General features: G+C 61.9%; 18 protein-coding genes and 1 pseudogene. 10 read left to right on the forward strand and 9 right to left on the reverse strand.

What is annotated here, in order from left to right; genetic code table 11:
- The first annotated feature begins 53 nt into the window (after positions 1-53).
- Positions 54-263, forward strand: coding sequence for an NADPH-dependent FMN reductase family protein (locus tag BMY52_RS12960; RefSeq protein ID WP_090255087.1), 210 nt, complete (start codon positions 54-56; stop codon positions 261-263).
- Positions 264-309: 46 nt separating this feature from the next.
- On the opposite strand, the gene BMY52_RS12965 is transcribed toward BMY52_RS12960, so the two are convergent.
- The 5 genes from BMY52_RS12965 to BMY52_RS12985 form a co-directional block, all read right to left on the reverse strand.
- Positions 310-996 carry a hypothetical protein gene (locus BMY52_RS12965; protein ID WP_090255089.1) on the reverse strand — a complete coding sequence of 229 codons (687 nt, stop codon included), beginning with the start codon at positions 994-996 and terminating at the stop codon, positions 310-312.
- Between the two features lie 155 nt (positions 997-1151).
- Entirely contained in the window at positions 1152-4463 is a 3312-nt protein-coding gene (locus BMY52_RS12970) for a hypothetical protein (RefSeq protein ID WP_143050482.1), read from the reverse strand.
- Between the two features lie 49 nt (positions 4464-4512).
- Entirely contained in the window at positions 4513-6972 is a 2460-nt protein-coding gene (locus BMY52_RS12975; protein WP_090255092.1) for a TonB-dependent receptor plug domain-containing protein, read from the reverse strand.
- Positions 6973-7034: 62 nt separating this feature from the next.
- On the reverse strand, positions 7035-10130 hold the full coding sequence (locus tag BMY52_RS12980) for a hypothetical protein (RefSeq protein WP_143050484.1): 3096 nt from the start codon (positions 10128-10130) through the stop codon (positions 7035-7037).
- Positions 10131-10346: 216 nt separating this feature from the next.
- Complete coding sequence (locus BMY52_RS12985) at positions 10347-13097, reverse strand: prolyl oligopeptidase family serine peptidase (RefSeq protein ID WP_090255096.1); 2751 nt, start codon at positions 13095-13097, stop codon at positions 10347-10349.
- 346 nt (positions 13098-13443) lie between these two features.
- Between BMY52_RS12985 and hutX the strand changes: the two genes are divergently transcribed.
- The 8 genes from hutX (at position 13444) to hemP (ending at position 21657) form a co-directional block, all read left to right on the forward strand.
- A complete protein-coding gene (gene hutX, locus BMY52_RS12990) occupies positions 13444-13992 on the forward strand; it encodes a heme utilization cystosolic carrier protein HutX (RefSeq protein ID WP_090255097.1) in 549 nt (182 codons plus the stop codon).
- The gene (locus BMY52_RS12995) at positions 13989-14672 is read left to right on the forward strand and encodes an SDR family oxidoreductase (protein WP_090255099.1); all 684 of its coding nucleotides are present in this window, start codon (positions 13989-13991) and stop codon (positions 14670-14672) included. The genes hutX and BMY52_RS12995 overlap by 4 nt, the downstream gene beginning before the upstream one ends.
- Positions 14673-14807: 135 nt before the next feature.
- Positions 14808-16835 carry a TonB-dependent hemoglobin/transferrin/lactoferrin family receptor gene (locus BMY52_RS13000; protein ID WP_090255102.1) on the forward strand — a complete coding sequence of 676 codons (2028 nt, stop codon included), beginning with the start codon at positions 14808-14810 and terminating at the stop codon, positions 16833-16835.
- A gap of 229 nt (positions 16836-17064) precedes the next feature.
- Complete coding sequence (locus BMY52_RS13005; RefSeq protein ID WP_090255104.1) at positions 17065-17838, forward strand: heme/hemin ABC transporter substrate-binding protein; 774 nt, start codon at positions 17065-17067, stop codon at positions 17836-17838.
- Positions 17835-18917, forward strand: coding sequence for a FecCD family ABC transporter permease (locus tag BMY52_RS13010; RefSeq protein ID WP_090255106.1), 1083 nt, complete (start codon positions 17835-17837; stop codon positions 18915-18917). The genes BMY52_RS13005 and BMY52_RS13010 overlap by 4 nt, the downstream gene beginning before the upstream one ends.
- The gene (locus BMY52_RS13015; protein WP_090255108.1) at positions 18914-19828 is read left to right on the forward strand and encodes a heme ABC transporter ATP-binding protein; all 915 of its coding nucleotides are present in this window, start codon (positions 18914-18916) and stop codon (positions 19826-19828) included. Before BMY52_RS13010 ends, BMY52_RS13015 begins: the two co-directional genes overlap by 4 nt.
- Positions 19825-21156, forward strand: a complete 1332-nt coding sequence (locus BMY52_RS13020) for a coproporphyrinogen-III oxidase family protein (RefSeq protein ID WP_090255110.1) — start codon at positions 19825-19827, stop codon at positions 21154-21156. Before BMY52_RS13015 ends, BMY52_RS13020 begins: the two co-directional genes overlap by 4 nt.
- A gap of 291 nt (positions 21157-21447) precedes the next feature.
- Entirely contained in the window at positions 21448-21657 is a 210-nt protein-coding gene (gene hemP, locus BMY52_RS13025; RefSeq protein WP_090255112.1) for a hemin uptake protein HemP, read from the forward strand.
- 194 nt (positions 21658-21851) lie between these two features.
- Here the strand turns inward: hemP and BMY52_RS13030 are convergent, their stop codons facing one another.
- The 4 genes and pseudogenes from BMY52_RS13030 to BMY52_RS13045 form a co-directional block, all read right to left on the reverse strand.
- Positions 21852-22460, reverse strand: coding sequence for an ATP-binding cassette domain-containing protein (locus BMY52_RS13030; RefSeq protein ID WP_090255114.1), 609 nt, complete (start codon positions 22458-22460; stop codon positions 21852-21854).
- Positions 22461-22677: 217 nt separating this feature from the next.
- Positions 22678-23604 carry a metal ABC transporter substrate-binding protein gene (locus tag BMY52_RS13035; protein WP_090255116.1) on the reverse strand — a complete coding sequence of 309 codons (927 nt, stop codon included), beginning with the start codon at positions 23602-23604 and terminating at the stop codon, positions 22678-22680.
- Positions 23605-23689: 85 nt separating this feature from the next.
- Positions 23690-23977 (reverse strand): annotated as a pseudogene (locus BMY52_RS16040) (zinc-regulated TonB-dependent outer membrane receptor); the annotation flags it as partial.
- A complete protein-coding gene (locus BMY52_RS13045) occupies positions 23970-24395 on the reverse strand; it encodes an FAD-dependent oxidoreductase (RefSeq protein WP_425429241.1) in 426 nt (141 codons plus the stop codon). The pseudogene BMY52_RS16040 and the gene BMY52_RS13045, both read right to left, overlap by 8 nt.
- Before the next feature lie 161 nt (positions 24396-24556).
- On the opposite strand from BMY52_RS13045, the gene BMY52_RS13050 reads away from it, so the two are divergent.
- The coding region (locus BMY52_RS13050) for a MerR family DNA-binding transcriptional regulator (protein ID WP_143050485.1) at positions 24557-24660 on the forward strand (104 nt) is incomplete at its 3' end.

The raw sequence follows: 24660 nt of genomic DNA on the forward strand, positions 1-24660 counted from the left end.
CCTGGACGGCTCCCACGGTGCTAACACCTTGACTTGAGGTGTTCGCGGACGCCATGCGCATCCTGCATGACAAGGCCCAGGCTCGCGGCGCAAGAATTCTCGGTTACTGGCCGATCGATGAACACTACGACTTTGAGCACTCCCTGGCCGTGATCGACGACCATTTCTGCGGTCTGGCCCTGGACGAAGACAACCAGAGCGAATTCACCGATGCCCGCGTGGCCACCTGGTGTCGACAGCTTCAGGCGGTGGTCTTCCCCTGACAGCCCCCCACCCGCAGCCACGTGCCGCGGGTGGGTATGGCGGCTGCTACTGCTGCGCCGCGGACCTGGCCTCCTCGGACGTGATCCCGCCCCAGGTCATCACCATATTGATGTCCGGGGTGCCAAAAAGCGTTTCGAATGATTTGGTGGGCAAGGTCTCCACCATCTCGTCTTGCAGCGACTGACGCCGCGCCTCCAGCTCGGGCGTCATTTCTCCGGCGCGACGAAGGGTTCGCAGCTCAAACCAGTCCTCGGGCCAGAGTTGCGGGTCCAGGGCAACCGTGACGGTCTGCATGGTGGATTTGCGCAATAACTGAATGCGGAAACTCTCCACGGCGTGCTCCATCCCCGCCGGTCGCGGCGTGCGCGACTCGGGCTTCTCGCTCACCAGCACCAGATCCAGTGCATCGGTCACTCCGCCCATGGGGGCATGACTCAGCACCAGAAGATCGTTGGCCCGAGCGATCTCATCCTCCCCAAAGAGCAGGTCCAGACCATATTGCAGGGCCAGAAAGCCGACTGTGGCCGGACCGCATGGGTAGCCATGGTGGTCCAGCACCTGCGCCAGGCTGATGCTTCTGGCGACCCCGTCAGGGTGGATGACGTGTATGGGGGGGTGATCCTTCACCACCTGGGGCAGGTCATCGGACACGGCCTGTTTCAGCGGCAGCCCGGCCAGCAGGATGACGCCCAGGGCAGAGGCAAGCACGAAACGACGAGGGGATGAATGCATGGGCAATGCTCCTCACATTAGACAATTGGGTTGAGGTCAACGGGTATTGACCGAAAGCGGAGCGTTGCAACTGGCTGGCGATGGCTGGCTGTGCAAACGAGTCATACAGAGACATCAGGGGCAGAAGGATGAAGCCGCCTCCTGCCCCTGACGGATTAACGCCGGGACATCGAGCCCACATCCATGCAACCGGGGCAGTACGGAGTGAGATCCTGTGTGTCCGGGATCCCATCACCGTCAATGTCGTCGTCCAGTTGCAGGGGCGACATCATCCATTCGCTCTCGGCGTACCGAGGATTGAAGAAGTCCGGGCGACCATCACCGTCGAAATCGAAGCGGGCCAGATCGGTCTCCGGGAAGTCGTCCCATTCGGTGAGCGCTTCCGCAACCTGGGTCAGCCGGCGCCAGCGCTCCGGATCCTGCGTGGCCGTCTCGGCCCAGGCAATCGCCAGATCGAATTCCCCCGCAGCTCCCAGCAATTTGACGCCTTCCCGCCAGCCGCGATCCTGCTGGGTGGGACTGTTGAGACGCTCAATCAACCCCTGATAGCCGTTCCAGGCCCATGCCGCGTTGGATGAGTCTCCCAGCAGCACCCGATGCGCCCCTTCTCGAGCTTTGACGACGTGCTCCTGACTAAAGCCACTGAGATGGCCCTCCCGATGCAGACGGGCCCGTTGCTCCAAAGCAACCTCAAGATAGGCTTTCGCTACCGCCTCCGTCTCTCTCATCACTGTAATCAAGCTGTCTTCATCGGAGGCCTGGTCAGCCATGGCTTGAAGCGCGGCCATCACCTCATCATCCAGAGTCGCCAGTGCCTGTTCGGACATGCCACCGCGGCTCTGCAGATCCGCGACCCTCCGGAATTGCTGGCTCCTTGAATCATTTGAGTCGATCACCCGAGCCTGCTGACGCAAGGCGTTAACGACTCCGGCCCCATCCATATCCAGGGCAAGGTGGCCATCGGCCAGCAACCATGCGGCTTCTGCCCACAGCATTGTTGAGGCGCCGCGGTACATTTCCTGTGCCAGTGACCAGCACTCGGCCATGCGTTGTCGCGCCTTGGCCGTTTCCCCCAGCTCATCGGTCACCAGGGCAGCGGCATGACATCCATTGCGCAGCAAGCGGTTGATCTCGGTGCGCGCATTATCGGGTGATGACCCCGGAGGTGGCACATAGCCGATCGCATCCCGCCAGGATTCCTCGTCAAAGTCATCCGAATCCTCGATAAAGGCGGCTGACGTGGACAGCTGCCACCCGGCATCCGCCACTTCGCGGGCAGCCTGAAGCATTCCCTCGTCGGCCAGTCGCACGGCCAGATTGCGTCCATCGGTACTCAAGCCCTGGCTACGGTAGATCAGGTAGCTGGCCCGATCCCGAGGCGATGTAATGCGGTCGTTCATCTCATCCAGCGCAGCTTGTGCTCCCCCTTGAAGAGCCGCCTCAACTGCGAAAAACACCGCGATCTCATTGGCTGCCGTGCGCGCCGCGGCACTGTACATGGGATATGGCTCCACCTCATCTTGGAGTAGTTGCTCGAAGCGCGCGGTCAACCCCAAAGCTCCGTAGGCGGGCGCGATGATGTCCACATAGAAACGGGAGAAAGCATTGGTCTGATTGCCGCAGGTGGCAACCATCAGATCTTCAAAGGCATCGATACCCGCAAGTGCCTGGTCACGCAGCCCCAAATGGGAATAAAGGGCCGCGTATCGGGCGGTATATTGGCTCTGGATCAGCCTGCAGGAAGTTGGTCCAGGCTGAGGTGAACCCATGTCATCCACCCAACGTCGCAACAAGTGGGTAGCAGCGACCGCCTGCTCATAGGAGGAACCAGTCATACCCGCTTCCGCTGCCAATTCCACCCGTTCCTCGGCTTGGTTGAGGAGAGCCGTGGTCAGATTGAAGTAGTTGCCGGTCCAGGGTTGACCGGCCCCCCCGAACTGGTTCACATAGTCGAGCAATGGCGCGATGCTGGCCTCCGCCCGATCCGGATACCCAGCGGCGAGGAAATCGTCGCTTAAGGACCGGTAGAACCTGGCATCGGCTCCGGTCAGGTTGGCAAGGCCCAGGGCCTCCAATTGCTGCTGCTGAATCCCGCTGGCTTCATCCCAGTATTCAAGGGCGCGTGTCTCCTCCCCGTTCCGGAAAAACTCCCGACCTGTGCGGCGGAACGCTTCTGCTCGCTTGGTGGGCTGAAAGATCTGAGCCCGGAGAACCAGATCGGCCTCCTCGAACAAGCCAGCGGCGGCCATACCCTGCGCAATGCTGGCGAACACCGGATCAAGCACGTTATCGGCGAACACACCGTCAAATAGGCGCTCGGCCCGCTCATAGGGGGACAAATCAGAACGGAGGAAGTATTCCACCCTGGCCTGGTTGTCCATTCCCAGCACTTCGGCTTCAGCAAGTGGTACTGTATGATCCAGAACCCTGGAGGCGGCCAGACTCGCGATAGTCTGATCTGTTGTCAGCCCTTCAGGCACCTGAAACTCTGGGTTTTCCAGAGCCTCAATGCCAACTTGATAGGTCTTACCAAGGTAACGCGCCACGTTGAAGACACCAGGACTGTTAGCTGGCATGCCTCTTCTCTCAGCCGCCAGCCATACGGCATGCGCCAGGCTACGCAGATTATCGCGTTCGGTCTGATTGTGCGGCTCAAAACCCAACTGATTATCGAAGAAGCGGGCCAGTCCATGCTCGATGTTCTGCTGAGCCAAGGCGTCGATCACCTCTTGGGCCGTGCTGACCGAATCACCCCGCAAAGCGAGGGCTATGGACTCCACACCTTCTAACCGATCCTTAATCGTGTCGGGTAGATCCACGATGCCGCCATCAGCCAGATACCGGGCAGTTTTTGCGAAATCACCTTGGGCGTAGCGCAACGAAGTAGCAATCTGCTCCATTGGGTCATCGATGCCGCGCAGGGCCAACCATAGCTCTGTCAGCAGCAGGCTGGCACGCTGAACTTGCGCGTCTTGCGCCGGATCATTCATCACCCCTGAAGGGGGTAAATCAAGCAGACTGGCCACGTCCTCCACCACCGCCTGCAATGCCAAACCATCTTGCCGATAAACGTTATCCACCAAGGTGGTCAACGGCGAAATGACCGGCCTGTCCAGGCCCATCCATGGTGCGCTTAGCTGAAGCCCCTGGAAATCGTGGCCTGTCTTCGTATCCACCCCACCTCGGGCCATCAAGCGGGCATCGCCAGGAACAGTGTCTCCCGAAATAGTCAATTGGAAACGCCCATGCTCGTCGGAACGAACGATTTCAGAAAGCGCATCACCATTCGCTTCCAACAGCCACACCGCCGCCCCCTCAATGGGTGGATCAGTTACCAGACCATTCACTTGCGAGGACGGTGTAGGATCATCGCTCGAAGAACTGCCGCCTCCACCACAGCCAGCCACTAGCAGGATGACCAGCAAGGACAGAAAGCCGGCTAGAACAGCTACAGTGAATCGTGACATGCACATGCCTCCTGCCAGATGGAAATGGCCGTTTCGGTGACTCGAGATCTCAAAAGTCATATTTCAGGCTCACCCAGTAATGTCGACCGATCTCCACACCGCTCTGCCCCGAGGGCACAGTGTGGGTTCGCTCATTGAAGAGGTTATTGACCTGAACCTGCGCCGTGAGCGCCGTGGACCTTGGCATCGGCTGGGAGTAACTCAGGCTCAGGTCCGTGATGAAAGTGACGGGCCGACTTTCACGTTCGTACTCATCAAGCTGCTCGAACACCCTTTCGCCACTGGGCAGTTCCACCAGCTCTCCATCCACTACCCGACCCGTGCGGGTAATGACGAATTGACGGCCACGATATCGGGTATTCAGATCCGCACGGATCCGTTCCCCAAAATGTCTTGAAAGACTTAGATTGGCGACCACCGGGCGGGCAAAGTCCTCCCGCAGAATATCCAGCTCGCCATAGCGGATCCGCTCACCCCGGTAGGACACATACTGCCCCGAACCGGTGGCATCCACCGGATCGTCATAATCGGCATTGCTGGTCCTGGTTTCGGAATAGGTCAGATGCAGCCCCACCAAGGTTTCACCAAACTCCCGGTACCAGGAAGCAGACACTCCCCGGTATCGGCTGTGACCATCATTGTTCATGAGGTAATAGCGATACCCGTCGGGTTGGGTATCGGTGGTGGTTCGGGCAAATTCATCCCGGTTGTCCCGCTGAACCAATTGAAGATCGAACACACCGCCCAGCACGGCCTGCCTCAGACCCACCATGATCTCGTCGCTGAACGGGGTGTCCAGATCCTCGAACACATAGCGAAAAGTGCCCTCACCCGAGTCCGCTTCCCAGTCCCGAACCACGTTCTGGGTGGTGCCACGATACTCACGAAAGAATGGTGCTCTCGCCTCCCGCAGCTTGTAGGTCAGCAAGGCAGCCCCGTAATAGCGGTTGGCCCCCGCCCGCACCACCGTACGGCCATCATCGAACACGTCCAGGCTGCCCCGGGTCCGGTAGGCAATATCGTGATTCCCCAGGAAGTCGTCATAGTCGTAACGCAGGCCCACCGTACCGGTGACCCGCCTCCAGTTGAGCGTGGTCTCGCCAAACAGACCCGCTTCATTCAAGGAGACCTCAACGTCATCGGCGGGATACACGCTTCGGGTGGAGAAATACTGTTCACGCTGCTGGCAGTCGTAGCGATTGCCGCGACACTGTACCTCGCTGTTGATCACCGGATTTTGATAAACGTAGAGATCCTCATCCCGCTGGAATCGATAACGCTGATGGTTGGCTTCGGCACCGAAACGATGGCGTACCTCGGCCTGCCCAAGATCGTTCCCCATGGTCTCCGCCATCCAGCGAAAGGACAGACTGCCCTGTTCCTTATCCAGATCACCAAAACCGCCCTGACGGCTGTTACCTACATCGGCACGGCGCCCCCAATCGATGCTCCGGGTATTGGCCCAGTTAAAGAAGTCCTTGGGTGCGCTACGGCTGTTTTCGCTGTAATTGACTCCCACCCGGAATTGATGATCGAGTCGATCTCCCGCGTATTCCAGATTCCCGGTGCTGCTGTAGCCACCGCCCTTGATGGTGAAGTCGCTATCCTTGGCATCCACAATGAAACGGTCATTGCTATAGGGGGCATAACCCACGCTCCAATCGATCAATCCCCGATCACCCAGGGGCGTGGTCAGTTTCAACAGCAGGTTGGTGTTCTCCTGCTCCTGTGAACGAGTGCGCCCCAGGGTCACCTGCGGGGTGCTGGAGCGGGCCCGACTCAGGCCGATCACCACGCCCGATGCCTCGCCCACGGGCGTTGCATAGTTCAGGGACAATCGATCTCGACTGAACTCCGGGGTGCCAGGAGGCTCCGGAGGCAAGGTGCCCGAGTCCGGATCCCAGTCGCGGGTGAACGTGCGGTAGCTCACCCAATCGCTGCGGGTCGTGCTGTAGGAAACACTCCCGTCGGCCTCCATGCCCGCACGTCGGGTCTCCACCTCCACCACGCCACCGGTGAAGCGGCTGAATTCCGCCGGCACGTTGCTATCGAACACCCGGATCTCACCGATCAGCGCACTGTCGATGAACTGGGACTGCTCATGCCCCGGCACATCGCTGATGGCGTTGGGATTGGTGGATGCCGGATCCAGACGATTGGTGATGCTCATCCCATCGAGCAGAAACTGGTTCTCGTAAAAACGCCCGCCGGAAATCGAAAAGGATTCCGGCCTCAGATCCAGTAGCGACTCGGTGGTCAGGGCGGATTCGCCAAACTGCAGTCCAGGCACCAGACGCAGCACACCATCCACGCTGCCATCGGGCCCACCGAAACGCTCGATATAGCGCGCATCAAAACGATAGCGACCCGCTGCCGTGCGCTCCCCATCAAGCGGAGTCTGCCCGATGGGACGCACCATGATGGTCTCCAGGTGCGCATTCGTTGCGCCAGCATGGGTCGCCTCGTTTGCATGAACCTCGTACACGGCCAGACATACGGCGACGCTCAACAAAAACCCGGGGGTCCTCCTCCACCGACCCCCGGTCATCAGACGGGATTGACTGCTGGACATCAGGCATCACACCCCACGCAATAGGGTGTGCGGTCCTCGGTATCGAGGATACCGTCACCATCGATATCATCATCCAGCGTCAGTGCCGACACCGCACGCTCCGCCTCGCTGCTGCCGGGACTGAAGAAGTCCGGACGCCCATCCCCGTCAAAGTCAAAGCGCGCCAGAGCCATGCCCGGGAAGTCATCGGCATCGTTCATGGCATTGGCGATATTGAGCAATTGACGATGGCGTTCCGGCGTCTCTTCGATATCCAGGGCGATCGTCCTTGCCAGATCATACCCACGAGCAGAAGCAAGCCAGCGGACCGCCGAATGGGTCTGGGTGGTGCGGTCATTGGAAGCCGCCAGTGCATCGATCATCGCCAACGAACCCGGCCAGGTGCCCGGCAGGGCGTCATCCCCTTCCACCAGCATGCGCACCCGATCCCGGGCGAGATTCACCTGCTCCTGCTGAGTCACATCGGCCCAATCGGAGTCGGTGATGGCACGGCGAAGATCCTCAGCCACCTGCACAAAGCTCCCCGTCAGGGAATTGCGCACCGAGCCACTGCGGATGTAGGACGCCAGGTCCAACGCCTGGTTGATGACCGCCTGGTCACTGGATGGGGTAGCTATCTGGCCGAGCTCCCTCACGGCATCATCCAGCGTGTTCAGGGCACGGGCGGGATCACCGCCGCTGCTGCGCAGCAAGGCCACCTCCATGAGGTGACGGATACGGTCCACAGGATCGCTCAGCACGCCGCCCAAGGCCTGAAAACGGTCAATCAGTTCCGCGTTTCCCGACATGGCCAACTGCTGATAACCCTCGGCCATGGACTTGGCGATCCAGAGGCGATCGTCGGTCGGGCTGGCCGCATCAAACACCGATTCCGCGTGTTCCCGGCAGGCCTGCATACGCTCGCGTGCCAGCGCTGGACGTTCCATCCGATCCAGGATCAACGCCACCTTGCGACAGCCCTGATCCACGAAATTTCGTCCGGATGAGCGCTGTTCCACGTACTCGTCGGACATGGCCAGTTCCCAGGCCGCGTTCATGACATCCCAGGCTTCCTCGTTTGCGCCCTGCCTCCAGAGCAGCACGGCCAGATGAGGTGTGCCGGCATCACGGCTTCCCGTACCCACCTGGGTCAGTTGCGTGATAGCGTCCTGGGCGGTGTCGGCCTGAGTTGCCACGTGTTCAATGGCTTCCTGCACTTCACCTGCAAGCGCCCGATCAACGGCCTGGTAAAGTACGGCGTTGTCCTGGGCGGCGTCCGCATTACGATCGTTGATCGGACGGACATGGTTCTCAATCCATGCCAGGTAGGTGTCGATGTCTCCCAATTCACCATAAATCGGCGCCATGCGAGGGCTCATGGTGGCACCGTAGGTGAGGTTGCAATCGGTAGTGGCCAGGCGCCGAAAATCACCGATTGCCCGTTCCATTCCCTCATCGTCGCCCAGGCGACGATAGAAATCGGCGTAGGTGGTGACCATCAGGGTCTTCATGGCCTCGCAGCGACCATCCAGCGGTTGTCCGTCCCGATATTGCTGTCCGGCGCCCAGGGTGACCTCCTGGAAGAAGCCCACCGCATTCAGGGCATCGTTGTGTGCTGAACCCGACAGCCCCGCCTCCTCGGCGGCCTCCACGGCGGCGGAAGTTCCATTTCTCAGGGCGACAAGGATGCGGCCAAAAGCGGTAGTGTAGGGTTCCCCTTGCTGGGAGTCGATGAACTCCCGCACGGCCAGGAGTGCTTGATCGGCTTCGTCCCTGTACCCGGCACTGAGCAGATCGCTATTGAGGGACTGGAAGAAACTGGCGTCGTCACCATCCAGATTGCTGATACCCTTGCCTTCCCTCAGTGCAGTTTCGTAGGTATCAATGGACGCCATCCAGTACTCGACGGCCTGATCCGGATCATTGGCCCCGCGTAACGCCCGAGCCACCTGTTGCTGGGCCAGGGCCCGCTCGGTGGGCTGGAAGATGCTGGCCTGAAGGGTCAGTTCAGCCTCTTGCAGCAGGCCCGCCGCAGCCAGATTACGGGCGTTCGCCCGGTACATGGGATCGAGTGCACCGTCATCCAGCACCCCGACGAACAGACGCTCGGTCTGATGGGTGGGCGACAGGTCGGAACGGAAAAAGTAAGCGGCCCTGGCATCGTTATCCATGCCCAGGGTTTCGCCGCGGGCCAGAGGGATGGTGTGATCGATCACCCGCTGGGCAGCCAGGTCACGCAGGATCAGATCGTGCCGAATATCAGCCAATGGCAGGTTGGCCTCAGGATCCAAGAGGTCCTCCGGCATGGCATGCACCTGGAACACGTAGCGGGCGATGTTCAGCAGGGCCGAGCTACCCGCCGGCACACTGCGCTCGCCCATGCCTTCCCACAGGGCTCGAGAAAGGGGATCCACGTGGTCCGGATTCACTTCCTTGCCAGCCAACTCAAAATAACCCTCCAGTCCGCTGCGCAGGCTTGCCAATCCCTGAGCCTTGATCATTCCCTCGGCATTCGACTCTGCCGGATCCAGATCCAGCAAGGTTTCGGCTTGCTCAGCAATTTTGGTCAGCCTGGTTTGTGATGCATGCGGCAGTTGCTGATCCAGGGCCAGGGTTGACGCTGCCTGGTTCAGTCGGCCAGGAGACATTGACCGTATCTCGCTCTCCAGCCGTTCCCACCGATCATCCTGCCCTTCCAGTGCCATCAGGATCTCGGTGATCAACAGACTGGCTCGCTGCGCCGCGGCATCCTCGGCAGGGTCCGCCATCACCGACGCCTCATCCAGGGCCAGCCTTTCGGCCACATGGCCCACCGCCTGCTCTCGAGACATGCCTATCTCCTGCATTCGCCGATCCACCAATGTGGTCAACGGCGAGACCACGGCCCGCTCCCCTGAACCATCATGGGGCGCACTCAGCGTCAGGTTCCCCAGGACATGCCCGGTGCGCACATCCACACCGCCCCGGGCCTCGATACGGTGAGCCTCACCGGCCTGATCGGACTCGATCATCAGGGTGAACAGGCCCTGATCATCAGTCTGCTCCACCGTGGACAGGGCATCACCCTGGGCATCCACCAGGCGCACCGCCGCACCCTCGATGGGGGGATCGGTCACCAGTCCAGACACTTCAACCCAGGCAGATCCATCACTGGACGAGGAGGAGCCACCTCCAAGACAACCCGTCAAAGACAGCACAAGCACGGGTATCAGTAAAAATACCGTTTTACGCCAAAACATATTGATCACTCCACATAAAATGAATACGCATGATTAAGCCAGTGCTTCCGATTGCTGTTCTAATTACCAAATCCAGTCAAAGTCGCCGCTTGCTCACGGCGTGTCCGTGTCCGATCCTGCCGAATCCACATACGCGGCGGCCTGCCGCAGGGTCGCTGGCATGAACTGATTCGCCCCGTTCATCCAGGGCTGCCCTTCGGCGCCCTTGAGGTGGTGATCCAGCCATTGCAACTTCCGACGGGTGGCGTCCTCGCGATTGTCTTGATCGCGGAAACTGTGGCCCTCCCCCTCATAGGCCAGCATGACCACCGGTCGCCGGGATCGGCGCATGACGTTGTACAACTCCACCCCCTGGCTGAAATCCACAACGTCATCATCGGTGCCGAAAACCATCAGCAACGGCGTGGTGGCGCGATGGGCGTGGAAAACCGGCGAATTCTCCAGGTATGGCCCCGGGGTTTCCCAGAACAATGAGGTCAACCGACCCTGACCGGTTTCGAAGATATTGGCATTGGGTCGACCGGTTCGCCGATAAACGGCGTTGTACTGGCTGACCAGGTTGGTGACCGGGGCAGCCGCGATGGCCGCGCTGAACAGGTCGGTCTGGGTGATGGCAAAAGCGGTCTGATAGCCACCCCAGGAATGGCCCACCAGTGCCACGGCATCGGGATCGATCATCCCCGTATCCAGTGCTGTCTGGACCGCGGGACGGATGCTCTCCATGGCGGACAGACCTGGTCGATTCAGTTCGTAGGTGATATCCGGTTCCAGCACGAAATACCCTTCAACCGAGAGGACCCGTTGGTTGAAGAGTCCGCTCAGTCTGGGCGGGTGATAACTGTGCAGATTGTCGGAGCGATCCTCGTAGATGAGCACGACCATGGGGTAGCGCCGGCCCGGCTCGTAGCCGGCCGGATAAAGCAGCCTGCCCTGAAGGGGTTGACCGCGCTCGCTCTCGTAATGAAGCAGTTCGTCACCCGCCCAGTGATATGCCGATTGTTGCGGATTGGTGTTCGTGACCCGTCTCAGGGTGCGAAAGTCGTCGTCAGTGAAATGAAAGTTGGGAGACTCGGTCGCGCTCTCCGCCATCACCACGAACGCATCCGCTGCATCGGCCTTTTGCAGGAACTGCAGACGGCGGGGCTGATTGATCAGCCACCGGGCACCCTCATCCGGCTCATGGCGCAAGTACCCATGAGACTTGTCCTGCTCATTGAAAGCCGAAAAATAGAGCGCGGAGGTCTCGTCCGGCGGGTCCGCATGCCAATCCAGACGGTGCTCGCGGAACCGGATCCGGTGCTCGCGTCCCTGGGTGAGACGTTCCACCCGCTCCCCATCGGGGCTGGCCCGGTAGACATCAAAACGTGAATAGAGCAGTACCCAGCGATCGCCAACCGCCCACTGACCATGACCAAAGGGCTCATCCTGCTCGCGGCCGCTCACGCGGGTGTAGTCGTTGAACTCCACCTCCAGGTCGCGGGTGAGCGATACCACCCGGCCGGTCTGCAGGTCCCGCGTCCACCACTGATCATCCCGGAAATACAGCAGGTAACGCCCCGTGGCCGAGGCGGTGACATCCTCCTGTCGCTTCACCACCGTGGATGTCGCGCCATCAGTGACATCCACCACATTAAAATCATGCCAGCGCTCGCGAAAATGCGGCAGGTACGGTCGGGCATCCTGAATGAGAAGATGCCGCTCACCCGGCAACAGGCGAACACTGCGATGGGGACCCATCCGGGCGAGGACGGTCACGCTGTCCTGTTCCGGAGACCAGGCCGCCACCGTGAGTGGCGCGGCATCGTCGCGCTGTCGCTGTCTTCGTGGGGGCAGGGGGTCATCGCGCCAGTGCCAGATATCCAGCCCCTCGGGCAGGGCCTCATTCCCGGTGTCATTCCCCGCCCCCACGGCGAAGATCAACCGACCGCCGCCATCCGCCCAACGCAGACGCCCCACGCCGCGAATCCGCTCGCCCAGCACGCAGGAATGTGCCGGACAAAGGGCCTCCCAGCGCTGATCGAGTTCGTGCAACAGACCGACATCATCGCCCGCTGCATAGACCGCCAGTCCCGCTGCCCCCGATGACTCACCATCGCGCTGGACCAACGCCAGTCGATCACCCTCCGGGTGCCACAAGGGCCTGGAATCGAATTGCCCTGCCTGGCCAACCTCCTGAATCTCCAGGGTTTGCAGGTCGGCCACGATCAGGCGCTGATTGCCCTTGGGCGGCTGGGTCAATAGTGCCGCCCGGCGCCCATCCGGGGAGAGTGTGGCTTGCCTGCCATGATCGATCCGGATGCGCTCCCCTGAATCCAGATGCAGAAGTTCCAGGGCAGGTCGATCTCCGTCCCGCCGTTGCGCTGGTACGTTGCCCAGCACCACGCCAACGCGGGGTGCCAGTATGTAGCTGCTGATGTGTGCGTGGTGATGGACGCTGCCATCCCGCAGGTTCACGACCACCATTTGGGAGCCACTACCCTCCTCCGAGGGCTCCCGGGCGATGAACCAGCGACTATCGTCCGTGAAACGGAAGCCCGAGGCCTGTTCAAACTCTCGCGGAGCGGCTTGCCCATCCGTAGGGGCCAGAACCACCCGAACCTGCCCATCCACGCGCCGGACCAGATGCGTGAACCACTTCCCATCGGGCGAGAGACGGAAGCCTCCGATGCTTTCCCACTGGCCGTAGTCCGATGGGGACAGATGCCGCGGTTCAGCGTAGTCCACCTGGGCGAACGCGCTGCCCCCGCATAGGCAAAGCGCCAGCAGCCCAATCAAGCGGAGCCAACAGGTAACCACCGGACGCACGGATTCCCGCTGCTGGCAGGATGCACTGAGCATGGTCATACAGCGCCGACTCGAGTAACGGGCGCCGTGGGGCGTCGTCTTGGGAGATGAACGGCAGGAGAGCCAGCAGCAGGCATCGTTGCGTTTCCGTCAAGCCAGGGTTACGGGGGATGTGATCCTCGCCGTGGGATCACATGGGTAACCGTTGCATGTGGCTGGCTGCGGGCTGGCTGATGGTGCAAACGGGAATGGTTCACATTCTTACATCATTCATCGCATGAGACAAGCACGCATGAATGGCAGATGGCCGGTTGCATTGTGCTGGAACAAAAACACTTGTGAGCGCCCATGAACTCTGATAGAAATGGGAATTATTCGCATTATTTTGTTTCCAAAGGAGGATCTCATGCCCCAATCCACCCCCCAGCCGCACCCATCCGACACCCTGCGCCAACGTCTCGCCGATGAGCCGGGCGTCGTACTGGAGCAAATCGCCCACGAGGAGAACCTCAGCCTTCTGGAGGTGGTGCGCTGTTTGCCTCAAAACCACTGGACGGAGGTCAGCGGACGACACTACCTCGACGTCCTGTACGCCCTACCCTCTTGGGGAGAGATGACCACGGTGCTGCACACCGCCGACGTCATCATGGAGTTCAAGGGCCCGTTTCCCTCCGGCAGCACTGGCCATGGCTTCTACAACCTGCAGGGGAAGGCCGGACTATCAGGCCACCTTCGGCCCGAGCGCTGTCAGCACATCGTGTTCATGCAACGCCCCTTCATGGGCATGGAGACAGCCTCCATCCAGTTCTACAACGCGGAGGGGGAAGGGATGTTCAAGGTCTTCCTCGGTCGCGATGAACAGCGCCAGCTACGCCCGGATCAACTCCAGCACTTTTCCAGATTGAGAAACACCTTGTCCGCCCTGGATCACATCGAGCAGGAGGCCTCCGCATGAAACCCGTCCTGATCTTCGGTGCCACCCGGGGCGTGGGACTGGAAGTGGCCTACCGCTTGCGTGGGCGCAACCAGTCCGTGCTGGCATTGGTAAGGCCCAACAGCGAGCCCGCTCCTCTCAAGACCCTGGGTGTCGAGATCATTCCGGGGGATGCGGTCTGCTCAGGAGATGTGGAACGTGCCTTCATGGCACTGGGCACTGGCGGGATCGTCATTTCGACGCTGGCCGGCAGACTCGACGACGGCACATACGTGGACGAGACCGGCAATCAAACGGTCATCGATATCGCTCGACGCTATACACCCGAGCGCGTGGTGCTGGTCACCGCCATCGGCTGTGGAGAGATGATGCCCTATCGCTCCGAGCAGGCCATCACTGCCTTCGGGGATGTGGTCGAGGCCAAGACCCGCGCCGAGGACTCCCTGCGCACCTCCGGCCTCCCCTACACCATCATTCGCCCGGGCGGCCTGCTATCTGCGCCAGCCACCGGCCGGGCTATCCTCTCCACCAAGCCCACCATACACGGGATGATCACCCGGACAGACGTGGCTTGCCTGATCGAGCGTGTGATCGATGAAGACAATTCACTGGGCAAGGCCTTCGCCGCCGTGGATCTGGATCACTCACGACTTGATCCGGATCCGAGCAAAGATTCTCACGCCGAGCCCCTGACACCTTGACATCGTAATGATAATAATTATCATTAATTGAAGATTTGCCCAGCCCGCCAACGACCCTCCCGGGTCAGGTAGCCAGCCAGGCCGCTTGTACCACAAGCAACCCGCGACCCCGCGCCCATCGCCTGGAGGGCTTTCATGCCGCAACACCGCTATACCGTTCCTGTCATTGCCGCCTCCTTGACGCTGGCATTGCCCGCACACGCCGACACCCGGCCTGATCACGAACAGGTGGCCTCACTCACCCTGCCCACCATCATGGTGGAGTCCACCCGGGTGCCGACGGCTCTGGATCAACTGGGGGCACCCGTCGCCGTGCGTGACAGGGCCACCCTGAACCGGGATCAGGCAACGGACTTGGCGGACGTGCTGAATCGCATGCCGGGCGTGGATACCAGCGGCGGCCCCCGTACCACCGCTCTGCAACCCGTGATCCGCGGTCTCGGTGGCGAGCGGGTGGTCATCCGGGTGGATGGCGCACGTCAGAATTTTGCTTCCGGTCACAAGGGCCGGGCGTTCCTGGATCCGTTTCTGCTGGAGCAGGCCGAGGTGCTGCGCGGACCAGCCTCCAGCCTGTACGGCTCGGGTGCCCTGGGCGGCGTGGTGAACTTCCGCACCCGCGACCCGGAGAATTTCCTGGGAGACGATGCCTTCGGCGGCCGCATCACTGCGGGTTACCAGGATCAGGGCAGCCAGCAACTGCTGTCGGCCATCGTGGCCGGACAGGGTGAGCGGGGCTCCTGGCTCGGCAGCATACTCCAGCGGGATCAATCCGACCTGGAGGACGGCGATGGCGACACCATCCGTTTCACCGGCGATGACATCGCTTCCGGGCTGATCAAGGGCACGCTGCGTCCCGCACCGTACCATCGGCTCACCCTGAGCCTGCAGGGATTCCGTGATGACCATGAGATCCCTTCCAATGCCACGGCCTCGGGTACCGGCGGTGGCTCGGCCGGCATCATCGTGGATCGCCGTACCGACAGCCGCACCCAGACCCTGCGCTACCAGTTCACCCCGGACAACGACTGGGTGAACCTGGACGCCACCGTTTACGGCAACCAGGTGGAACTGGAGGAAACACGGGTCGACACCGAGCGGTACGACGAGACCCGGCTGCGCACCGTGGGCCTGGACATGACCAATACCACCTGGCTGCGCACCGGCGCGGTGGATCACGAGTTGCTCGTCGGACTGGAACACTACCGGGACCGTCAGCGGGGACGGCGTGATGGAGACCGGCGGCCCCAGTATCCCGACGCCCGCCAGGACACCACCGGTGTGTTCATCACAGACCGCATCCTGATCGGTGAGCGTTGGGAGGTCTCTCCGGGCCTGCGCTACGATCGCTTCCACAAGGATGCCGATGATCAGCCCTCCATCACCGAATCGGAATGGTCAGGGCAGTTGACGGCCACCTTCATGGTGGCCCCGGGCTGGGATCTGTTCGGTGGCTATTCGGAGGCCTTCCGCGCGCCATCCCTGACCAACCTCTATGTGGGCGGGGTGCATTTTGGCAACAACTTCTTTGAGCCCAACCCCGACCTCAAGCCCGAGAAGGCTCGCAACAAGGAACTGGGACTGAGCTACCACGGGCAGGGGATCTGGCAGGCACAGGATCAGGTGCGAGCCCGACTGTCTATTTACCAGAACGATGTGGAGGACTTCATTGACCAGCGGGTGGAAATGGAAATGCCCACGTTCGGCCCTCCCATTCCCGGCGGGCGCACCTACTTCGAAAACGTTCAGGACGCCCGTCTGCGCGGCCAGGAACTGGAATTCCAGTATCTGAACCCCGACTACTTCGTGGCCATGAACGCCGGTCGGATACGCGGAGATAACCGCACCGACGGGGAACCGCTCTCCGGCATCCCCGCGGACAGTCTAAGCCTGGAAGGTGGCATCCATATCATGGATGGACAGCTCACCCTGGGTGGACGTCTGACCCGCTCCTGGTCCCAAGATCGCGTCCCCGATGGCACCGAGTCCACTGACGGTTACACCCTCACGGATCTCTTCCTGACCCTGCAGCCAGAAGCTGCAGGCGAGCGCCTGCGACTGGATTTCGGCGTCGACAACGTCACCGACAAGACCTATCGCCCTCACCTCGCGGCCATCAATGACCCCGGCCGCAACGTGAAAGTCCAAGCCAGTTACCGATTCTGAACGAGTCACGTACCTTAACGGGAGACAACGCACATGGCGGTCATCACTCTTATTCATTGCCCAACTGCCCTGAATCACACAACTGCCCGGCACCTCGCTGGCCAGGAGCCTTGCCGTGCATCGTCGTGACCTATTGCGCTGGCTCGGAGGTGGTGCTCTGGGGATCGCATTTAGACCGCTGACGGCCGGAACAGCCTACGCAAAACACGATATATGCGTGGAACACGATATGCGTGTAGATGGAGGTCTAGTGTCCATCGGCGGAGGACTGACCGAAACTATCTTCGCCCTAGGGGCCGGCGACCAGATTCTAGGCGCGGATACCACCAGCACCTATCCGAAGCCTGCCAATGCATTGCCCAAAGTGGGCTACCAGCACACGCTCACGTCTGAGAGCATCCTCTCCTTGCGGCCTGATGTCCTGATCCATGACGGCAGCGCCGGCCCAGGCACGACCCTGGAGCGCGTAGCCGGGGCGGGGGTCAAGCTGCTCACCGTGTCCGGGGAACCCAGCCTCAATGGCTTCAAAAAGCGGGTGGCCACCCTGGGGTGCTGGCTGGGTGCCGAGGCCCGCGCCATGGAAATCATTCGCTCCGTGGAGGCGGATCTGGACGAGGCCCGGAAGATCCAGGCCGATCTGGGCCGTCCGCCCCGGCTGGTGCTGCTCATGGCCCATGGCCAGGGTAATGCCGTGGCCGCCGGTCGCGACACCAAGGCGGATGCCCTGGCGCGCCTGTGTGGGGGCGAGAACGTATTCCAGGATTATTCCGGTTATCGGCCCGTGTCCCGGGAAGGCGTCATGGCCCGGCGACCGGATGCCCTGATCATCTCCGGAGAGGCGGCGGCAGACTTTGGCGGTTCGCTGTCCCGGGTGCCCCAGTATGTGGGCGACACCCTGTTCCTGCTGGGCTTTGGTCCCCGACTGGGGGAGGCCGTGCTGGATGTCAGTCGCTTCCTGAACCGGGACCTGGCCGGCCACCCCGTGGGCATCGGGCACGCATGAGTGCCGTGGCTCCCGAATGGGTGCGGCCCGGCCCGACCGTGAACCCAGAAGGCTCCCGGTCCGCCCGTGCGCGCCTGGTGACACTGGCGCTGATCCCGGCGGTGATCCTCGCCGCCATGCTCGGACTCACCACCGGTGCCGTGGCCATGACGCCCTGGGATGTACTGCGCATCCTCACCGGGCAACTGGACGATCCCTTCCTCCACGAGGTGATCTTCAATCTCCGGCTGCCACGGGTGTTGGTGGCCATCACCGTGGGCGCTGCGCTCGCCATGAGCGGCGTGGCCCTGCAGGGGCTGTTCCGTAACCCCCTGGCCGACCCCGGCCTGATCGGCGTGTCGGCCGGTGCGGCCCTGGGGGCCGTGGCGGTGATCGTGCTGGGCACCACGGTGCTGGCCCCCCTGGTTCTGCCCCTGGGGGTGCTGGCGCTGCCCCTGGCGGCCTTTGCCGGTGGCCTGGCCACCACCTGGCTGGTCTATCGCCTGGCGAGTCGAGGTGGGCATACCTCGGTGGCCACCCTGCTGCTCGGCGGCATTGCCATCAATGCCATTGCCGGCGCCGCCACCGGGATGCTGGTCTACATGGCCGATGATCAGCAACTGCGCACCCTGACCTTCTGGAACATGGGCTCCCTCGCCCATGCCGGGTGGACCTTGTGGGCGGTCAGTGCTGGCTTCGTGATGCTGGCCCTGGCCGCCCTGCCCTTCATTGCCCGCGCCCTCAATGGCCTCATGCTCGGCGAATCCGTGGCCACCCATCTGGGTTTCCCGGTGCATCGCATCAAGACCCTGGTGGTGATCACCGCCGCCCTGGCAGTGGGCGCTTCAGTGGCCATCGCCGGCATCATCGGTTTCGTGGGACTGGTGGTTCCCCATCTGCTGCGCCTGACCATTGGCCCGGACCACCGCTATCTGCTGCCCGCCTCGGCCCTGGGCGGCGCCCTGTTGCTGCTGCTGGCCGATGCCCTGGCCCGGGTGATCGTTTCTCCGGCGGAATTGCCCATCGGGCTTTTGACCGCGCTGCTGGGCGGACCCTTCTTTTTGTGGTTGTTGATGCGTCAGCAAGGGAGGCTGGGATGATCGCCTCGATCCTTCATGGGCGATGGCCCCTGCCTGCATCCTGGCGCCTGACGGCTGGCCAGGTCCCGACCACGCCGTCTTCAGGGTCATCCTGTACCGGCATCCAGGTCCGGGATCTGTGGGTGGAACGCCAGGGCCGCACCCTGGTGGACAGGGCCAACCTGGATCTGGAACCGGGCAACGTCCATGCCTTGGTGGGCCCCAATGGTGCCGGCAAGAGCACCCTGCTGTCGGTGCTGGCGGGCGAAACCAGGCAGAACCACGGCCAAGTGACCTGGTCGGGACGGCCCCTGGATGACTGGTGCCCCAACGCCCTGGCCCGCTGTCGGGCCGTGCTGCCCCAAGAGGCGGTGGTCACCTTCCCGCTGACCGCCTGGGAGGTGGCGAAAATGGGCCGCCTGCCCCACCGCACCCCGGAACAGGATACCCCCATTGTGCACGAATGCCTGAAACGGGCCGGAGTGCTGCATCTCTCCGGCCGGGATTATCGCAGCCTGTCCGGCGGCGAACGCCAGCGGGTGCAAATGGCCCGGGTCATGGCCCAGGTGTATGAAACCGGCCCACAGCGCCCGGGGGTGCTGCTGCTGGACGAACCCACCTCGGCGCTGGACGTCCGTCATCAGCTGCGACTCATGGAGTTGCTGCGAACCGACGCCGCCAGGGGGCGCGCCATTCTGGTTGTGCTGCACGACCTGAATCTGGCCGCCGCCTTTGCCGATCGCATCACGATCCTCGAGGGCGGTCGCGTCGCGGACAGTGGTGCCCCGCGGGATGTCCTTGTGCCCGCCACCATCCGCCGGGTCTGGGGTGTCGACTGCGTGGTGGAAACGGACACACACACCCAGTGCCCCTGGGTGCGGTTGCGGTATGGCGCCTCCAAACCCCATTGCGAGCTGGAGTCCTTGCCATGATGACCCACCCAACGCGATCTCCCCAAGCCACACCCCACGACCACCGAAACACCGGACATCCCCCGGTCCATTACGAGAAACGACTCAGGAGTCACCACGACGCCCTGGCCCCTTTGCACGGACTCTCGGCGGGTGCCGTGACGCTGGGTGAACATCTGGAGGGTTGCGAGCCCAATGGGGCGCCGCGGGCCATTTACGTGCACATCCCCTTCTGCCGCAAGATCTGCCATTTCTGCAACATGCGGCGCATGAAGGGCGCCCCGGACGAGGCCTATACCGATCTCCTCCTGCGCGACATGGAAGCCCTGGCCCGCTACCCCTATGTGGCCGGGGGACGCTACGGCGCCATCTATTTTGGTGGTGGCACGCCCAGTACGCTCAGTGCCTCGGCCCTTGAGCGCATCCTCACAGGCCTGAAGCATCACTTTCATCTCACCCATGATGTGGAAATCACCCTGGAGAGCAGCGTCACGGAACTCACCGAGGAAAAACTCCTGGCCTGCATGAGATCCGGGGTGAATCGGGTGAGCCTGGGCGTGCAGACCTTCGATGAAACCGGGCGCAGCCTGCTGGGCCGCAGCGGCAACGGACAATGGATTGCCGAACGCATCCGCCGTTACCGGGCCCTGGGGCTGGACAACCTGGGCATGGACCTGATCTACCACTACCCGGGGCAGACACCCGACGATCTGGCGGCGGATCTTGACAGGATAGCCGAACTGGATCTGTCCGGGTTTTCCTTTTATGCACTCATGGTGCGCGACAAGAGTCGGCTGGCCCACCAGCATCCCGGGTGGATATCACAATCAGCGGAAAGCCTGCATCGAGAATGGGGCCTGTTCCGGCAAATCATGGAACACGCCCAGGATCATGATTTTCAGCTGCTGGAACTGACCAAGCTGGCGCGCCCTGGTCGGGACCGCTACCGCTATGTGAATCTGCGCTACCAGGGTGGCGACACGCTGCCCCTGGGGGCGGGTGCCGGTGGTCGGCTGGGCGGCATGATGCTGATGAATCCCCTGGCAACCGAGGCCTACGCACAGGCAGTGGATAACCCGGGCGACCGCCAAGGGCTGGCCACCCATCATCCCTACTCGGACTTGTATCACTTTATCGGCGGTATCCAGTTCGGACAGGTGGACATTGGCCGCCTGCCAGCACCCTGCCGGACACCCGTGGCCTCCGTATGCGCCGAACGCGTGGCCCAGGGATTGCTCACGCCCTTGGCATCTAATTGCCTGATCCTCACTACAGAAGGCATCTTCTGGGGCAACAATCTCGCGGCGGAACTGACTACTGCGGCCATGGAGGCCTGGCAGGCAATATGATCCTAATGCTCACCTATGTTAGAGCCCAACGACCCACAGGGCGGCATCCTTGGCAGATGAACCTTCTCGTCTCCTCGATCCACGGTTGGCTGCGCATTCGCCACGATGCCCTGAATCAATCCGCCACGCTCAAGTCCATGGAAGCACATAAAAATTTCTCAAGCCTGACCTGATTGATTTTGAAAAAAAGAATGATTATCAAAAACAATTGTGCCACCATGCTTAGGTTGACTGGCGACGGCGAGTACCGGCGGGCACTAAACGCTGTCAAAACGTTCGCGAGAGTATCCCATGAACGAGCACAAACCCAAGTATCCGGCCACGCCCGATGCCGACCACGCACAGGAAGCGCTGGTCGATGAGGAGGTATACCCCGGCGATAAAAATCTGCTGTCCAGTCGACGCCTGTTGCAAGGAAGACGTCAGTTGCACATCGAGCATATGGGGGAGATCTACACCTTGCGACTCACCAGCAAAGGAAAGCTGATCTTGACCAAGTAGTTCCAATGCACAGGGCTCAAATCATGCCCTGGCCCCCTCACCGGGGGAATAATCTGCTTTAAATGAGAATGCTTACCCATATTGAAGTCCAACGACCAACAGGGCATCCTTGACAAATAAACCTTATCGTCAACCTTATCGTCTCCTCTGCGAAAGTGACCAGCAGACCAGCCAGAAAGGGTACCAACAGCAAATCACTCGGCATCGACGTAGCCCAGAAGCGGGTGATCTTCAACACCCACCATCTTCAGTAAGTCACCGTCGTGGCTGGTCATCAGCAACGTGGATTCATCGGCAAGCCCGGCGATCAGTTCAATGGCATCATTGCGCACTTCGGCGTCCAGATGATTGGCGGGCTCATCCAGCAGGACCAGCCATTTCGACGCCGGGCAGTCCGCGTGGATGGACAGCGCCGCAGCCAGGCGCAACAACTGCCATTGACCGCCACTCAAACGATCGAGACGTCGCCCTATCAGCGCCTGTACGGATGCCTGCCGGGGAGTGTCCGCCCCCATGGCGCGAAACCAGTCCCGTCCCGACATTGGCCAGAGATGGGGCCGTGGATGATCCTGCGCCAGCAGACTCACCCGCGTGCCGGGGGCGAGTTGCAGGCGACCGGCATGCAGGCGGGCCTGACCTGTCAGGCCCTTGAGCAGGAGCGACTTCCCGGCACCGTTGGGTCCCGTCAGGGCCCAGCGCCCTCCCGACGGCACCGTCAGGGACAAAGGGCCCAGCACGGGCCGGTCGAACCCCAAGCGGGCGGCATGCACCGTGAGAATGGGCTGGGGGGACTCCAAAGGCATCAGGGCTCCGGTTTGAGCAGGGGCATGCGGATATTTAACGTGAAAGCACCCAGGTTCAGCTACGGAAGCTCTCCCCCTTGGGGGAGAAGGGCTGGGGATGAGGGGGTGGGGGAGGCACTGTACCGGCCCTCACCCCACCCCCTCTCCCCTGAGGGGAGAGGGGCTCGTAATGTATCTTTCATCATCAGGGGTGCTTCACCGCCGAGATGCATGAGAGTTAGCGCTGGATCAGCGCTTCAGCCCAGATCGTCATGAGTGCCAGATAGCCGTCAAGACCCCCATCGGCGGGGGGATCCAGCGGGACCGCATGGGATGGCCAGTCCAGATGACGCTCCAGGAAGCGGGCACCGCGTTCAGGCTGGAAGATGGCATAAAGCACTGTGCCTTCGGTACCCTTGAGATCGGCCACCAGAGTCTGAAGATGCCGCGCGCTCGGCGGGATGCCCGGGGCCGGCTCCAGGTAACCCACCACCTCGACGGGCAACCATTCCTGCAGATAGTCGAGGTCTTCATGATAAAGCACGATGCGCTGCTGCGGTTCCACCTGCTCGGCCAGCAAGTGGGCATGTTCCCGCAGTCGCGAGGCAACCGTTTGCGCCCGCTCCAGGAAGACGTCCGCCTGATCGGAGCGCAACTGCCCCATGCGTTCAGCCAGTGCCAGGGCCACATCCGCCAGGCGCAATGGATCCCCCTGAAAGTGGGGGTTGCCCTCCGCGTGCATGTGGCCGAGATTGGGCCCGTCCAGGGTGATCGAGCGGCGCAGTTCGATCATGTCCGCCGCGCGGAAGTGGCCGGGGCGACCTGAATTGATGTCCGGGTTGCCGGCACCACGCTGGGCCGCAGGCAACCATCCATCTTCCAGCCCGGCCCCCATCTCCAGCAGCATGTCGGCACGTCGCAGCGCCGCCATGAAACTGGGCCGGGCATCCAGGTAATGGGCATCGCGATCCGGTGGTGCGAGTACGCGTACCTCCGTCTCATCACCGCCGATCTCTCGTGCCAATACACCAAGGCTGGAGGTGGTGGCCACGATATTCAGGCCAGCCGCCGCCTGCACAGGCCACAGCACCAGCATGGTGAGCAGGACCAGCGCAATCGCGGTCAGCAGGCGGTCGATCCAGCTGCGCGCCTTATGAAGTGACATGAAAACTCCCTCAGGGATGGTTGTATGGATCTCATGGGCGCGGCATTGGGCGGGCGTTCCGTCACGGCAGCCCTTACCACTCTGATCAGAAACGGTGCGCGCCATGGGCTCCCAGGGCCACGTTCACCTGCACCATGAACTCCAGGCCACGGTCCCGATGGCCGTGCTCGTCGACAAAATCGTTCTGTGACAACTGGCCTCGCAGGAAGACAGGCTCAACCGGGCGGAAGGTGACCTGGGCACTGTGACGATAGGAGGTATCCAGTGAGTCCGTCCTCATGGGATGGAAGCCGACAACCCTGTTGGTCAGGCAACCGAAACCCTCACCGCTGAAGGCACCTTGCAACGAGGGCTTTTCCCTCGGCCTAAAGCCCCCTGGGCGGCAGGGGTGGATACGGGGTCTGCAGGCTTGCGGGCAGGCGTGAGGTCCCCATCAGCCACAGGTCGATCTGGCGTGCTGCATCGCGCCCCTCCCCGATGGCCCAGACCACCAGGGACTGGCCCCGGCTGGCATCGCCGGCCACGAAGACACCGGGGACCGGGGTCATCTTGCGTTCGTCCGTCTGCAGGGTGTGGCGCCGGGTCAGTGTCAATCGCTCATCGTTCAGTGGTGCGGCCTGTGGCCCCTCGAAGCCGATGGCGATCAGCACCCGCTCGGTGGGCATGACAATACCGGCCTCGAGCACGATCTTGTCGGTACGGCGCCCCTGATCATCTCGTTCCCACTCCACACGTTCCAGTTCCAGGGCGTCCACCCTGCCGTCCTGATCCTGGTCGAGAAAGGCAGACACGTTGAGGCTGAAGGCCTCCTCTCCCCCCTCCTGCAAGGCGTAGGTCTGCTGATGAACCTGGGGTGACTGGGGCCAGGGATTATCCGGCCGACGCGTCTCCGGCAAAGGGGGCTTAAGCAGTTCGCTTGAAATCTATTCATAACTTGTCGATACTTTCCAATATGAAAAGCTTGGCAAGCATCGGTGAGGCCGCCAAGGCGCTGGGCGTGTCCATTACGACACTGCGCCGCTGGGAAGCATCGGGCAGGTTGGTGCCTGAGCACAC

It is taken from the genome of Ectothiorhodospira marina (assembly GCF_900109495.1).
GTDB classification, from domain to species: domain Bacteria; phylum Pseudomonadota; class Gammaproteobacteria; order Ectothiorhodospirales; family Ectothiorhodospiraceae; genus Ectothiorhodospira; species Ectothiorhodospira marina.

What these genes read in the sequence shown, in the direction of transcription:
- hemP (WP_090255112.1), top strand. Translation starts at nt 21,448, where the DNA reads ATGAACGAGCACAAACCCAAGTATCCGGCCACGCCCGATGCCGACCAC.
- BMY52_RS12985 (WP_090255096.1), bottom strand. Translation starts at nt 13,097, where the DNA reads ATGACCATGCTCAGTGCATCCTGCCAGCAGCGGGAATCCGTGCGTCCG.
- BMY52_RS13015 (WP_090255108.1), top strand. Translation starts at nt 18,914, where the DNA reads ATGATCGCCTCGATCCTTCATGGGCGATGGCCCCTGCCTGCATCCTGG.
- BMY52_RS12970 (WP_143050482.1), bottom strand. Translation starts at nt 4,463, where the DNA reads ATGTCACGATTCACTGTAGCTGTTCTAGCCGGCTTTCTGTCCTTGCTG.
- BMY52_RS13030 (WP_090255114.1), bottom strand. Translation starts at nt 22,460, where the DNA reads ATGCCTTTGGAGTCCCCCCAGCCCATTCTCACGGTGCATGCCGCCCGC.
- BMY52_RS12960 (WP_090255087.1), top strand. Translation starts at nt 54, where the DNA reads ATGCGCATCCTGCATGACAAGGCCCAGGCTCGCGGCGCAAGAATTCTC.
- BMY52_RS12965 (WP_090255089.1), bottom strand. Translation starts at nt 996, where the DNA reads ATGCATTCATCCCCTCGTCGTTTCGTGCTTGCCTCTGCCCTGGGCGTC.
- BMY52_RS13035 (WP_090255116.1), bottom strand. Translation starts at nt 23,604, where the DNA reads ATGTCACTTCATAAGGCGCGCAGCTGGATCGACCGCCTGCTGACCGCG.
- BMY52_RS13010 (WP_090255106.1), top strand. Translation starts at nt 17,835, where the DNA reads ATGAGTGCCGTGGCTCCCGAATGGGTGCGGCCCGGCCCGACCGTGAAC.
- BMY52_RS13020 (WP_090255110.1), top strand. Translation starts at nt 19,825, where the DNA reads ATGATGACCCACCCAACGCGATCTCCCCAAGCCACACCCCACGACCAC.
- BMY52_RS13000 (WP_090255102.1), top strand. Translation starts at nt 14,808, where the DNA reads ATGCCGCAACACCGCTATACCGTTCCTGTCATTGCCGCCTCCTTGACG.
- BMY52_RS13005 (WP_090255104.1), top strand. Translation starts at nt 17,065, where the DNA reads ATGCGTGTAGATGGAGGTCTAGTGTCCATCGGCGGAGGACTGACCGAA.
- hutX (WP_090255097.1), top strand. Translation starts at nt 13,444, where the DNA reads ATGCCCCAATCCACCCCCCAGCCGCACCCATCCGACACCCTGCGCCAA.
- BMY52_RS12995 (WP_090255099.1), top strand. Translation starts at nt 13,989, where the DNA reads ATGAAACCCGTCCTGATCTTCGGTGCCACCCGGGGCGTGGGACTGGAA.